Source organism: Comamonas sp. MYb396 (genome assembly GCF_037479555.1).
Lineage (GTDB): Bacteria > Pseudomonadota > Gammaproteobacteria > Burkholderiales > Burkholderiaceae_C > Comamonas.
Genome location: NZ_JBBGYU010000001.1, coordinates 525,499 through 539,353, shown reverse-complemented (window position 1 = coordinate 539,353; position 13,855 = coordinate 525,499). Strand labels below are relative to the sequence as shown.

10 protein-coding genes are annotated in these 13,855 nt (G+C 63.0%); 3 read left to right on the top strand and 7 right to left on the bottom strand.

Features of this window, described 5'->3' with window-relative positions:
* Positions 1-8: 8 nt before the first annotated feature.
* From WH265_RS02580 to WH265_RS02565, 4 genes are all read right to left on the bottom strand, one after another.
* Positions 9-893 carry an ABC transporter permease gene (locus tag WH265_RS02580; protein WP_312986445.1) on the bottom strand — a complete coding sequence of 295 codons (885 nt, stop codon included), beginning with the start codon at positions 891-893 and terminating at the stop codon, positions 9-11.
* A gap of 116 nt (positions 894-1,009) precedes the next feature.
* On the bottom strand, positions 1,010-1,978 hold the full coding sequence (locus WH265_RS02575) for an ABC transporter substrate-binding protein (RefSeq protein WP_021025994.1): 969 nt from the start codon (positions 1,976-1,978) through the stop codon (positions 1,010-1,012).
* 343 nt (positions 1,979-2,321) lie between these two features.
* Positions 2,322-2,999 (bottom strand): lipocalin family protein, encoded by a 678-nt coding sequence (locus WH265_RS02570; protein WP_339557227.1) that lies wholly within the window; start codon positions 2,997-2,999, stop codon positions 2,322-2,324.
* A gap of 211 nt (positions 3,000-3,210) precedes the next feature.
* Positions 3,211-4,917, bottom strand: a complete 1,707-nt coding sequence (locus WH265_RS02565; RefSeq protein WP_339557226.1) for an electron transfer flavoprotein-ubiquinone oxidoreductase — start codon at positions 4,915-4,917, stop codon at positions 3,211-3,213.
* A 244-nt stretch (positions 4,918-5,161) separates the two neighbouring features.
* Between WH265_RS02565 and WH265_RS02560 the strand changes: the two genes are divergently transcribed.
* Complete coding sequence (locus WH265_RS02560; protein ID WP_021025991.1) at positions 5,162-5,584, top strand: acyl-CoA thioesterase; 423 nt, start codon at positions 5,162-5,164, stop codon at positions 5,582-5,584.
* 242 nt (positions 5,585-5,826) lie between these two features.
* Here WH265_RS02560 and WH265_RS02555 read toward each other — a convergent pair whose 3' ends face one another.
* Positions 5,827-8,268 carry a membrane-bound PQQ-dependent dehydrogenase, glucose/quinate/shikimate family gene (locus tag WH265_RS02555; RefSeq protein WP_339557225.1) on the bottom strand — a complete coding sequence of 814 codons (2,442 nt, stop codon included), beginning with the start codon at positions 8,266-8,268 and terminating at the stop codon, positions 5,827-5,829.
* Positions 8,269-8,541: 273 nt separating this feature from the next.
* Positions 8,542-8,901, bottom strand: coding sequence for a hypothetical protein (locus tag WH265_RS02550; protein ID WP_021025989.1), 360 nt, complete (start codon positions 8,899-8,901; stop codon positions 8,542-8,544).
* Between the two features lie 250 nt (positions 8,902-9,151).
* Between WH265_RS02550 and WH265_RS02545 the strand changes: the two genes are divergently transcribed.
* Positions 9,152-10,315 carry a saccharopine dehydrogenase family protein gene (locus WH265_RS02545; protein WP_339557224.1) on the top strand — a complete coding sequence of 388 codons (1,164 nt, stop codon included), beginning with the start codon at positions 9,152-9,154 and terminating at the stop codon, positions 10,313-10,315.
* A 494-nt stretch (positions 10,316-10,809) separates the two neighbouring features.
* Entirely contained in the window at positions 10,810-11,847 is a 1,038-nt protein-coding gene (locus WH265_RS02540) for a TRAP transporter substrate-binding protein (protein ID WP_339518723.1), read from the top strand.
* A gap of 112 nt (positions 11,848-11,959) precedes the next feature.
* Here WH265_RS02540 and WH265_RS02535 read toward each other — a convergent pair whose 3' ends face one another.
* Complete coding sequence (locus WH265_RS02535; protein ID WP_339557223.1) at positions 11,960-13,816, bottom strand: AMP-dependent synthetase/ligase; 1,857 nt, start codon at positions 13,814-13,816, stop codon at positions 11,960-11,962.
* Between the last annotated feature and the right edge of the window lie 39 nt (positions 13,817-13,855).

The following is a 13,855-nucleotide window of genomic DNA, read 5'->3' as shown; positions in this document are numbered from 1 at the left end:
TCTCCTTGTCAGTGCTTTTTCGCAAAACGACGTTTGAGCTGGGGGATGACCAGCGCGATCGTGACCAGCAAGGCGGTCACCAGGTTCAGATCCTGGGCCTTGAGGCCGATGAAATCGCTGTTGAGTGCCAGTGCAATGAAGAAGCGGTAGACGATGGCGCCGAGGACCACGGCCAGGGTGGCCCAAATCAGCTTGCGCGAAGGCAGGATGGATTCGCCCACGATCACTGCTGCCAGACCGATCACGATGGTGCCGATGCCCATCGAGCTGTCGGCGCCGCCCTGGGTCTGCGCAAACAGTGCACCGGCCAGGCCGACCAGGCCGTTGGAGACCGCCATACCCAGCAAGATCATGCCGCCGGTGTTGACGCCCTGCGCGCGGGCCATGCGGGCATTGGTGCCGGTGGCGCGAATGGCCAGGCCCCGTTCGGTCAGGAAGAACCAGTCCATCGCCAGCTTGGCGAGCACCACAATCACGCACATCAGCAGCGGGCGGAACACATAGTCTTCGATGCCGGCCGGCTGCAGCTGGTTGAAGAGGGTGGGGTCGTTGATCAGCGGCACATTGGGGCCGCCCATGATGCGCAGGTTGATGGAGTAGAGCGCGATCATCATCAGGATCGACGCGAGCAGGTCCATGATCTTGAGCTTGACGTTGAGCCAGCCGGTGATCAGGCCGGCCACTGCGCCGGCCAAGGTGGCGCCGATGGTGGCCAGAAAGGGGCTGTAGCCGCCGGTGATCATCACCGCGCAGACGGCCGCGCCCAAGGGGAAGCTGCCATCGACCGTCAGGTCAGGAAAGCGCAGCAGGCGAAAGGAAATGAACACACCGAGCGCGACCAGCGCAAAGATCAGGCCGATCTCGATGGCTCCCAAAAATGAAAATAAGGTCATGGAGTTTTCTTATCAGAGCTAGTCCGGATAACAAACAAGCCCCGCTTCTGGCGGGGCTGCGTCTTGTCACCCCCTGGGCTGTGCGGGTTGCACAGCCACAGGTGAGGCGGCATCCATCACTGAATGACTTTGGCAGCCGACTTGATCAGCTCGTCGGACAGCTTGATGCCTTGCTTCTCAGCGGCACCGGGGTTCACATGCAGTTCCATCTTGCTGGAGACTTCGGTCTTGATGTCGCCGGGCTTTTCACCCTTGAGGATACGCGCCACCATGCGGCCGGTCTGCTCGCCCAGATCGCGGTAGTTGATACCCAGGGCCGCCACGGCGCCACGGGCGACGGAATCGGTGTCCGAGGCCACCAGCGGCAGCTTGGAATCCTGGCCGACCTTGACCAGGGCTTCATAGGACGACACCACGTTGTTGTCGGTGTTGGTATAGATCACATCGGCCTTGCCCACCAGCGAGCGCGCTGCGCTGGAGACATCGACCGAGCGGGGCGCGGCTGCTTCGACCAGGGTCATGCCCATCTTGGGCAGCAGCTCCTTGAGTTCCTTGACCACCACGGCAGAGTTGGCCTCGCCGGGGTTGTAGACCATGCCCACGCGCTTGGCATTGGGCACCACTTTCTTGAGCAGCTCCATCTGCTTGTCCAGCGCCAGCAGGTCGGAGACACCGGTCACGTTGTTCTTCGATGGCTCCCAGCTGGGCACCAGCTTGGCGGCCACGGGGTCGGTCACCGCAGAGAACACCACCGGCACGGTCTTGGTGGCGGCGACGACGGCTTGGGCCGATGGCGTGGCGATGGCAACGATGGCATCGGGCTTGTCACCGACAAACTTGCGGGCGATCTGCGCGGCGGTGCCAGGGTTGCCCTGGGCGCTTTGGTACTGCCACTTGAGGTTCTTGCCTTCTTCGAAACCCTCGGCCTTGAGTGCCGCCTTGACGCCGTCGCGCACGGCGTCCAGCGCAGGGTGTTCCACGATGGCCGTCACGGCCACCGATTTCTGGTCTGCTGCCTGTGCGGGCGCGATGGCCGCGATTGCCAGTGCCACTGCGCCCAAGGGGGCCCAAGCCAATTTCTTCATGCGTATATCTCCGCCAAATATGTTGAATTGCGTTTGCAGCACTGCTGCTTGATCCGCCACCTGTAACAACAGGTGGCAAACAGGTAGCAGCAGTCTACACCCCACCACCCATGGGATGACACATTTGTGATCTATGGGATTGCCCTAGTTGCAGCCCTGCCTGAAAAGCTGTGTTGGCTTGCGCAAGTGGGCGCATGCTTGCAGCTAAATTTCATTTAATAGTCTTTTGGATCAATAAAAATGTGTTTGGCTGAAAAATATGCAGCGCTCTGGCAATAAAACTGTGTCTGAAATTTGGCCTGCGGCAAGCCTGTGACCTGCCGATTTTGCGCACCCAGGGTATTCACCGAGGCGGGGCTTCCTGGTCGGGCGCGGCCCATTGCAAGGCGGCCTTGAGCAGGTTCTGGCGTGTCGCCAACTGCTCCAGGGCTGTGCGCAACTCCGGCTCCAGCTCGCTGCGGCGGCTGAGGATGGAAAAGGACTTGGGGCCGGGGCCCGCCACCATCGCCCATTGGTAGTGGGGGTCGAGTGCCACGACGTAGTAGCTGACACCAAAGGGCCCGAAGCGGCTGATGCTGAAATGCACCGGCATCGGCAGCTGGTAGTGGCTGCTCAGCGCCGCGCCCTTGGCATCGACCGGGGCCATATAGTCCTGCCGGCGGTCCCAGCGGTTGGAGAGCGGATCGTAGGAAGTGGCGATCACCCGCACGCCGCCGTCGTAGCGTTGCAGGAACTCATAGCGCTCGCGCGTGCGCAGCGCATCTTGCGGCTCCTCGACCTTGGCGACCTTGTACCACAGGCCCATAAAGCGCTCCAGATCGAGGTCGGTGGCCGATACCAGAGGCGCGGGGGCGGGCGCTGCTGCGGGCGCGGATGGCGCTGCGGCCTTGGGCGCTGCGGGTGCTACAGGTGCAGGGGGGCGCTTGGCGCGTTTGCTGGGCGCTGCGGGCGCTGTGCCGACGGCCGCAGGGGCTGCGTGGCTGGCACTGGCCCAGACCAGGCCGGCCAGCAGTGCACACATGAGCTTGCGCAGATGAGGGGTCTGGGCAACACCCGCCAGATCCCGGACCTGGCAGGGCCCGGGTCGGGCTGAACGGCGGGAAAAGCGGGACCAGACAAACATAGGCCATTGTCCGCACGCCCGTCAGGGCGCGCTTGTCGGCCAAATTCGGCAATCCATTGCGGGCCGGCCCGTGTTTGCCCTGCCATGGAAACCCGAGCAAGCCCGGTCTTTACATGCCCGTGTAGTTCGGTCCGCCGCCACCCTCGGGCGTCACCCAGACGATGTTCTGGGTTGGGTCCTTGATATCGCAGGTCTTGCAGTGCACACAGTTTTGCGCATTGATCTGCAGGCGCTGGGCGTTGCCGCCCTGGCTCTCGTCGGCCACGAACTCATAGACACCGGCCGGGCAGTAGCGCTGCTCGGGGCCGGCGTACTTCGCCAGGTTGATCTGCACCGGCACGCTGGCATCTTTCAAGGTCAGGTGGGCGGGCTGGTCTTCGGCATGGTTGGTGCCGCTGATGAAGACGCTCGAGAGCCGGTCAAAGGTCAGCTTGCCATCGGGTTTGGGGTAGACGATGGGCTTGCATTCCGACGCGGGCTTGAGGTAGGCGTGGTCGGGCTTGTCGCGGTGCAGGGTCCAGGGCATGTTGCCGCGCAGCACAAACTGCTCGAGGCCATTCATGATGGAGGCGGTGACCAGGCCCTTCTTGAACCAGCTCTTGAAGTTGCGGCTCTTGTTGAGTTCTTCGTACAGCCAGCTCTTCTCAAACGCAGCGGGGTAGGCGCTCAGCTCATCGCCCTGGCGGCCTGCAGTAATCGCGTCAAAGGCGGCATCAGCCGCCAGCATGCCGGTCTTGATGGCCGCGTGGCTGCCCTTGATGCGGCTTACGTTCAGGAAACCGGCATCGCAGCCCACCAGCGCGCCACCGGGGAACACGGTCTTGGGCAGGCTCATCAGGCCGCCGGCGGTGATGGCGCGGGCGCCATAGCCAATGCGCTTGGCCGGCTTGATGCCCTTGGACTCGTCGCCTTCGAGGTAGTAGCGGATGTTGGGGTGGGTCTTCCAGCGCTGCATCTCCTCGAACGGAGACAGGTAGGGGTTGGAATAGTCCAGACCGGTGATGAAGCCCAGGGTGACCTTGTTGTCATCAAGGTGGTAGAGGAAGGCGCCACCGTAGGTGTCGTTGTTCATCGGCCAGCCGGCGGTGTGCATCACAAAGCCGGGCTGGTGGCGCTGCGGATCGATCTCCCACAATTCCTTGACGCCCAGGCCATAGGTCTGCGGGTCCTTGCCCTCGTCGAGCTTGAACTTGGCGATCAGCTGCTTGCCCAGGTTGCCGCGCGAGCCTTCGGCAAAGATGGTGTATTTGCCATGCAGCTCCATGCCCAGCTGGAACTCGCCGGTGGGCTCGCCATTCTTGCCGACGCCCATGTTGCCGGTAGCCACGCCCTTGACCGAGCCGTCTTCGTTGTAGACCACTTCAGCGGCGGCAAAGCCGGGGAAAATCTCGACGCCCAGGCTCTCGGCCTGCTCGGCCAGCCATTTGACGACAAAGCCCAGCTGCACGATGTAGTTGCCTTCGTTGTGAAAGCAAGGGGGCAGCAGCCAGTTGGGGGTGCGCAGACCGGATTTTTCGCTGAGGAAAATCATCGCATCTTCGGTCACCGGCTGGGTCAAAGGCGCGCCCTTGGCTTTCCAGTCGGGGATCAGCTCGGTCAGCGCGCGCGGGTCCATGATGGCGCCCGACAAGGTGTGCGCGCCAGGCTCGGAGCCTTTTTCCAGCACGACGACGGAGACATCGCTGCCTTTTTCCGCTGCGAGCTGCTTCAAACGGATGGCCGTGGCCAGGCCGCCTGGGCCGCCGCCGACGATGACAACGTCGTACTCCATCGACTCGCGGGGGCCATATTGGGCCAGTATTTCTTCGTTGGTCATCGGGGCTCCGTACAAATTCTTTTCAAGCGGGTGGCAGGCATGCGGCAGATCTGAGCCTGGGTTGCATGCAGTGCCATGGATTTTATGAGGATGTTGCAGTGCGGTAACCGCCCTGATCCTAGGGTTAGCCCTAGATTTAGGCGCTTCTCCGCTCTGATTTCTGAGACAGGGGCTTTGTGCCTGTGAAAGTCGGCGACAAGGCGCTGTCGCCGGCGTTCATGGACGCACCGTAAGATGCGAGTCTATGAAAATCTTGCTGCCTGACCACAAACGCTGGGTTCATGACTCGGTGATGGACGTTCGCTGGGGAGATATGGACAGTCTGGGCCATGTCAACAACACCGTCTATTTTCGCTACATGGAAAGCGCGCGCGTGGAGTGGCTGCGCTCGACACGCGACACGCCCCATGGCGCGGGCCAGGGCCCGGTGGTCGTCAACTGCTTTTGCAATTACCTGCGGCAGATCGAGTACCCGGCCCAGCTGGTGGTGAAGATGTATGTCAGCGATGCGGCGCGCACGGCCTTTGAGACCTGGTACCACATTGAGAGGCAGGATGCGCCCGGCGAGGTCTACGCCAGCGGCGGCGCCACCGTGCTGTGGGTGGACTTTGCGCGCCAGAAGGCGGTGGATCTGCCCGACTGGATGCGTGGCATGGTGGAAGGCTGATAACACCGGATTTTGCTGCGGTTTGCTGATGTGCGATGCGATATTGCGATGCAGTGTTGCTATGCAATGTATAGCAAATTAAAACCTGTGGCAGTTTTGGGGTTGGTCGGCGCTCGGGCGCCATGCCATGCATCCCGCGCAGGCATGAAAAAGCCCGGTGAAGGCCTTCCCTGGCGGGAAGTCTTGCACCGGGCTGTACAGGTCAGCGCCAATCAGCGTGAATCCGCGCGGACCAGCCCCGATCAGTGGCGTGGCAGCGCGTAGGCGATCACATAGTCGCCCCGGTCGGGCGAGTTGCGTGCGCCGCCGGCCGAGACCAGCACAAACTGCTGGCCCGTCACCGGCGACTGGTAGCTGATGGGCGTGCCCTGGCTGCCCACGGGCAGGCGGGCTTTCCACACTTCCTGGCCGGTGCCGGTTTCATAGGCGCGCAGGTAGTAATCCTGCGTGGCAGCGATAAAGACCAGACCGCCTTGCGTGGCCATGGTGCCACCAATGGTGGGCATGCCAATGGGGATGGGCAGGCCCATCTTGATGCCGAAGGGGCCCGTGTCCTTGACAGTGCCGACCGGCACTTGCCAGGCGATCTGCTGGGTCTTCAGGTCCACGGCAGTCAGCGTGCCAAAAGGCGGCTTCTGGCAAGGGATCTCCAGCGGCGACATGAAGCGCACCTTGGCATTGATCGCGTAGGGCGTGCCATCGAGCGGCACGGGCTTGGTGATCGCAGCGGCCTCGTTGCCGTCGGACTTGGCGCCGGCGTCAGCCGGGTCGGCCTTGATCAGCTGCACTTCCAGGCCCACGCGCATGTCGTTGATGAACAGGTAGTTGTTGGTCGGGTCGACCGAGATGCCGCCCCAGTTCATGCCGCCCAGCGAGCCGGGCAGGTTCAGCGAGGCATCGGTGCCCGGTGGCGTGAACAGGCCGGTGTAGCGCTTGGACTTGAACTTCAGGCGGCAGAGCAGCTGGTCAAACGGCGTCGCACCCCACATGTCGGATTCGCGCATGTCGTCGGCGCCGATGTTGGGCATGCCGACCGAGAAGGGCTGCGTGGGCGAATAGGTCTCGCCGTCGATCTTTCCAGCGGGCACGCGGCGCTCTTCCACCTGGGTCAGGGGCTGGCCGGTCGCGCGGTCCAGCACAAAGATCTGGCCGGCCTTGGTGCCGAACACCAGCGCAGGCGTGGTCTTGCCAGCGGCGCCGGGGAAGTCCACAAACGAGGGCTGCATCGGCACATCGAAGTCCCAGAGGTCATCGTGCACGGTCTGGTAGACCCATTTTTCCTTGCCGGTGCTGGCATCGACGGCCAGCATCGAGGCGCCGTACTTGCGGTCCAGCGCGGTGTGCTTCACACCCCAGAGGTCGACTGCCGCGCTGCCCACGGGCATGAACACGGTGTTGGACTGCGGGTCGTAGGACATCGGTGCCCAGACATTCGGGGTCGAGCGCACATAGGTCTTGCCGTCGGCAGGAGCGGCCTGGTCCTCGGGGTTGCCTGGGTCAAAGGCCCAGCGCAGCGCGCCCGTCACCACGTCAAAGCCACGCACCACGCCACCAGGCATGTCGGTGCTGACGTTGTCGGCCACGCGGCCACCAATCACGATGGTGGTGCCGGCCAGGGTGGGGGCGGAGGTGGGGTAGTACTCGCCCTTGTCGGCGCCCTTGCCCATGCCGTTGCGCAGGTCCACGCGGCCATGGGTGCCAAAGTCTTCGCAGAAGGCGCCGGTGTCGGCATCGAGCGCGATCAGCTCAGGCGCCACGCTGTTCATCAGAATGCGGCGCTGGCAGGCGGCGCCAGGCGCCACGCTCACAGCTTGTACCGGGGTTGCTCCGGCCACGCTGGGTTGGCTCAGGGGCTGGCCAGCGTCAAAGTAGGCCAGGCCACGGCAGCGCATCCATTTTTTCTGCTTGGCATTGATCTCGGTCTTCCACAGCTCCTTGCCGGTGGTCGCGTCCAGCGCGATCACATTGTTGTGCGGGGTGCAGACAAAGACCTGGTTGCCGATCTGCAGCGGGGTCAGCTGGTCTTCGGCGCCACCACCGCCAGGGCTCACCGGCACATCGCCGGTCTGGTAGCGCCAGGCTTCTTGCAGATCCTTGACATTGCTGCGCGTGATCTGGTCCAGCGCGGCAAAGCGGGTGCCGCCCGGCGTGCTGCCATAGTGCGCCCAGTCAGCAGGCGCCTGGCCCTTGGCCACCGGTTGCAGCACGGTCGCATCCGACTTGGCCGACACCGAGGCGTGCGGGAGGAACATGCCGCCCACGGTCGCCAGGCAGCCCAGCAGCAGCAGGCCGGCCACCACGGTGGAGCCGGACTTGCCCGCTGCTTGGCCGCGCGCGCGGCGCAGCACGGGCAAGGTCAGCACGACCAGAATACCGATACCGGCAAGCAGCAGCAGGCGCGAGACCAGGGGCCAGAAATCCAGGCCCACATCGGCCAGCGCCCAGACCGCCGTTGCCAGCAAGGTCAGCGCATACAGCCAGGCGCCACCAGGGCGTGCGGCGGCAATCAGCACGCCCGAGACGATCAGCGCAACACCGCTGATCAAAAAGTACCAACTGCCCTGCAGTGCTACCAACTGGTAGCCATAGACAGCAAAGAACAGGCCCGAGGCCAGCAGGCACAGGCCCAGAAAAAGCAGCCAGGCCTTGGAAGCCAAGCCGAGTCGCGTGTTATGTTTATCCATTGTCACTATTGAAGTTATGCGAATCGCTGCATCGCCGTGGGCAGGCAGATGGCGGGCCTGGGCCGCAAGGCCAGGCAGGCCCATCGCATGGGCTGGAGAGAGGCGCGGCTTGATCTATGTCATGTCCGCGACAGCGCATTATCGGCGCGGAACAAAGCCGGGGAAGGCGGTGGGTGCAATTTTTGCCGGCGAGCTAAGCGCCGGCACTTGTAAGCAAGCCCCCGTGCAGCGGGGTGTGACTGCGCTTGCGGTACCCGGTAGGACTGATCGGGCTCAGGAAGCGCTGGCCTTGGGCAGCGGTGCCTGCCAGCGCGCGACAAACCAGAAGTAAAAGCCCGCTGCGGCAAAGATGGCCGCCATCACGCCCAGCAGCAGCTGCATATCGGGGTTGTTGGCATAGGGCCCCCAGATGACCCGGCCGAGCAAAACGGCCACCACCACGGCAGAAATCAGCGCGCAACGCCGGTTGCGGGCCAGCACCCGTTTCTCGGCCTGTGCAATGAACAGCTCGGCGTGCTCGCCGCTAAAGCCCGCCGCATCCAGCTTGGCCAACAAGTCTTCGCGCGACTTGCCTTTGAGGATGTCGCGTGCCAGCAGAAAACGAAGAACTTTGTTGGATGCGGAATCGGCCATGGTGTGAAGAGAAAACAGCAAGAGAGAGCATAGAGCGCCCGCAGGCGCAGGACGCCCATTGTGCCTGCCCTGGCTAAGCCCTGAACAGTGCAGGTGTGAGACTAGGGTAAACCATATAATTCGTCAATGTATCTGCAATTTATGACTAAATGACTAATTAAAACAAATAATATGACGCTTTAATATGTTCATTTTGACAATGCTTGGTTGTAACATTTGTCCATCATCCACCCTGATCAGAGAGCCTGACATGAGCGACAGAACCAGCAAAAAGACCGCCCAAACCTCCCCCGCCAGCGCTGCCAAGGCCGGCGCCGGCGACAAGAAAGTCACCATCCTGGGCGCCGGCAAAATCGGCTTTGCGATGGCCGTGCTGCTGCAGGCTGCGGGCGGCTACCAACTGCGCATTGCCGACCAGTCCAAGGCACAGCTCAAGGCGGCTGCGGCGCTGGGCCTGGAGACCGTTCATATCGGCAAGGGCGGTGATCTGCTGCCGGCGGTGCAAGGCCAGTTTGCCGTGCTCAATGCGCTGCCTTTCCATATGGCGATCGAGGTGGCAGGCGTCGCCGCTGCGCATGGCGTGCACTACTTCGATTTGACCGAGGATGTGCAGTCCACCCATGCGATCCGCAAGATCGCAGCCAAGGCTGGCAGCGTGCTGATGCCCCAGTGTGGCCTGGCTCCCGGCTTTATCGGCATTGTCGGCAATGATGTGGCCAAGCATTTCGACACCTTGCATGACCTGAAAATGCGCGTCGGTGCGCTGCCACGCTACCCCCAGGGCAGCCTGCGCTACAACCTGACCTGGAGCACCGAGGGCCTGATCAACGAGTACATCAACCCCTGTGAGGCCCTGGTGGATGGCCAGCCGCTGACCGTGCATGCGCTCGAAGGTCTGGAGACCTTTGCGCTCGATGGCATTGAGTACGAGGCCTTCAACACCAGCGGCGGTCTGGGCACCTTGACAGAGACCTGGGCCGGCAAGGCGCGCAATGTGGACTACAAGTCCATCCGCTACCCCGGCCACTGCGCCATCTTGAAGATCTTGCTCAACGAGCTCAAGCTGCGTGACAAGCGCGAGCTGCTCAACGAGATCTTCGACAACGCCATTGCCGCCACGCGCCAGGATGTGATCGTGATCTTTGCCAGCGCCAGCGGCTACAAGGGCGAGCGCCTGATGCAGGAGTCCTATTCGGCCCGTATCGTAGGCACCACGGTGGCCGGCCATGCACTCACCGCCATCCAGCTGACAACGGCCGCTGGCATCTGCTGCGCGCTGGACCTGGTGGCCAGCGGTGTGCTGCCGCAAAAGGGCTTTATTGCGCAAGAGTCTATCGGGCTGGCTGATTTTCTGGCCAACCGCTTTGGCCAGTACTACCGCGTGCAGGACCTGAACGCATCGCTGGCGGCCTGAGCCACGCCCCTCGCTGCCCGCCCGGCGAGTGGCTGCCAACTCCTGCCCCAAGGCGCGGCAGCTGGTCTGGCCACCGGGCCAGGGCCGGTGTGGGGTGCATACATCTATCCACTAAAAAATGGCTGCTTTCGTCCCTGGCAGGGGAGGAAAGCAGCTATTATTTTTGTAGTTTCAGAAAGTATGTGCTGTGACTAAATGCTAGTCGTTGCCCACTTCTGTACTGCGCAATAGGTGACTTGTATCAAGCAATGTCTCTGTGGTGATCGATAGCGATTGCTATGTTGCGCAAGCCAAGATAGATTGCGTCGGCTCCTCACACAAGTTGTGACGCTAGTGACCAAATAAATCGAATGGCACGGTTGCTGAAAGCGCCGCATGGCTTGCCATGCGGCTGCGGGCAGCGTTTTGCTCTTTGTGGGGCTTTTCAGTACACATGCGGCCTGCAGCATCCTTGGGAATGGGAATGCCTGGCTCAGATACCAAGGAATCGTCATATGGCAGATCACAACTCCAACGAAACGCTTGCCAGTCCGTCCCGGCGCAAGGCGCTGACCCGCATGGGCCTGGCCGCAGGCTCGGGGATGGTCTGGTCGCTGCCGCATATCGCTAGCGCGGCAGCGACGCCGCTCAAGTGCGCCGGCGCCTATACCGACACGCTGTTCCACACCCGCAATCTGACGCAGTTTGCGCGTGAAGCCAATGGCCTGAGCCAGGGTGGTCTGCAGATCGAGGTGGTCTCCAATGCCAAGCTAATGCCGATGAACCAGGTCATGCCTGCGCTCAGCAAGGGTGATCTGGCGATCGGTGAGATCTTCATGTCGAACTTCAGCGACCAGTACCCCGCCTTTGCCATCGATTCGCTGCCCTTTATCGTGCGCAGCTTTGACGATGCCAAGCGCCTGTGGGTCGCCACGCGCGAGCCGATCGAAGCGCTGCTGAAAAAGCAGGGCATTCGCCTGCTCTACACCGCGCCATGGCCTGGCCAGGGCCTGTTCTCGCGCGCGCCGGTGAACAAGCTCGATGACGTCAAGGGCCAGAAATTCCGCGTCAACAATGTCGCCTCCAAGTACATCGCCGAAGTGGCGGGTGCGACCCCGGTCGACACGCCTGCCAATGACCTGGCCAAGGCCATCCAGGCCGGCAAGGTCGATGTCATGCTGACATCGAGCACCACCGGTGTGGACAGCCAGTCCTGGAACGCGATGGGCATCTTCATCGACATGCGCGCCTGGATTCCGAAGAACCTGATCCTGATGAGCGAGAAGAGCTGGTCGGGCCTTTCCGACGGCGCCAAGACGGCGCTGGACACCGCCGCCAAGCAGGCCGAGGCGCGCGGCTGGCAGCTGGCCAAGGATGCCGACGATGCTGCGCAGAAGGTGCTGGTCGAGCATGGCACCAAGATCAGCCAGCCTTCCTACGAGCTGCGCCGCGCGCTGGACCTGATGGGCGAGAAGTTCGCCCGGGAGTGGTCGTCCAAGGCCGGTGTCGATGGTGCTGGCGCCTTGCTGAACTACTACTTCCCCAAGAAGTAAACCCTTCGCAAGTGCCCGTGGGCCTGCATGGCGGGCCACGCTGCGCCAGAGATCAAAAAACCGCCGATGCCTGCCAAGGGCATCGGCGGTTTTTGCATGCAGGTGCGGCGATTTACTTGGCGTAGATGTTCGCGATTTCGCTGGCGAACTTGTGCATCAGCTGCGGGCGGCGCAGCTTCAAGGTCGGGGTCATCAGGCCGTTGTCGATGGTCCAGGGATCGGTGACCAGGTAGACGGCGCGCGGCACCGCATACTTGGCTAGGCCCTGGCACTGCGCGGCGATGCGCTCCAGCGCGATCTTGCGCACGGCGCTGGCCTGCAGGCTGACGCTGTTGTCCGGGTCCAGGCCCAGGCTGCTGGCCAGCTGCTTCCATTCTTCGCGGTTGACGACGGCGACGCAGGCGATAAAGGGCTGGTGCTCGCCGACGACAAAGCTTTGCTCGAACAGCGGATCGGCGCAGAGCGCCTGCTCGATGTCCGAGGGCGGCACCTTCTCGCCGGTGGCCGTGACGATGATCTCCTTGATGCGGCCCACAATGCGCACTTCACCACCCACCAGCTCGGCCTGGTCGCCGGTGCGCAGCCAGCCGTCGTCGGTAAAGGCCTGGCGCGTGTCCTCCGGGCGGCCCCAGTAACCCATCATGATGTTGGGGCCGCGTGCCTGCAGCTCCTTGTTCTCGCCAATGCGCACTTCCATGCCATCGAGTGGCTTGCCCACGGTCGATGGGTCGTTGTGCTGCAGCGAGTTGGCGGTCAGCACCGGTGAGGTCTCGGTCATGCCAAAGCCCTGCAGTACATTCAGGCCCAGGCCCAAAAAGCTGTGCGACACCACCGAAGGAATGGCCGCGCCGCCGGTCACGGCAATGCGCAGCCGGCCGCCAAACAAATCCAGAATCGGCTGGGCCACTTTTTTCTGCAGTAGCGACCAGGGCAGCCAGCGCGCCCAGCCGCCTTGCGGTGCGTCGGTATTGATGAGGCCATGGGCCTGGCAGTGGCGGGCCCAGCCTTTGGAGACAGCGGCGGCAAACAGCGCGCGCTTGAAGGCCGACCTGGCCAGCTTTTCCTGGATCTTGGCGTAGATGCGCTCGTAGATGCGGGGTACGGACACCAAGATGGTGGGGCGAATGCTGAGCATGTCCTCGGCCAGCAGCGCGACCGAACGGGCATAGACCACCGTGCTGGCCACTGCCATCGGCAGGTAGTAGCCGCAGCTGCGCTCAAAGGTGTGCGAGACCGGCAGAAAGGACAGAAAGACATCGTCCTGCGTCGGCACGACGCGGCCGAGCACGGCCTTGACGTCGCTCAGCACATTGTGGTGGCTCAGCATCACGCCCTTGGGCTTGCCGGTGGTGCCGCTGGTGTAGACGATGGCAGCCATGTCCTGCGCTTCTGGCGCCTGGACCGGCTGTGATGGGGTGCTGTTGCCATCGGTCTCGGCCAGCCAGTCCTGCAAACGGACCAGGCGCGGCAGACCTTCGCTGCCGGCCAATACCGGGATCGCCGCTTGCTGCGGGTCATCGATCACCACGCAGCGCAGCGCGGGCAGCGGCGTGCCAGTCGCCACGATCTGCTCCCAGGTCTCCAGGCGGTTGATGAGCAGCAGCGAGGCGGCCGCATCGGCCAGGATAAAGGCGATATTGCCGGGGTTGTCATTGGCATGCAGCGGCACGGTGGCGCAGGCCTGGGCCATGCCGGCCTGGTCGATGCAGATGGCATGGACACTGTGTGTGAGCAAGGTGGCAATGCGTGCGCCGCGTGCCAGCTGCAGGCCTTGCAGCGCCTGGCCCCAGCGTGCGACCTGGGCCTGCATCTCTGCCCAGCTGAACGATTGCCAGGCATCGGTTGCGGTATCAAACCAGCGGTAGGCTTCGCGCTCAGGGCTGTGGTTGCAGCGGTAGGCAAACAGCGCGGGCAGGGTGGTCAGGGCGCTGAGCTCAGGGGCCAGCGGCGCTGGAAGTTGGGCGTTCATATCTCTCTCATTCTCCTCGGGCGTCATCATCGCATTTGC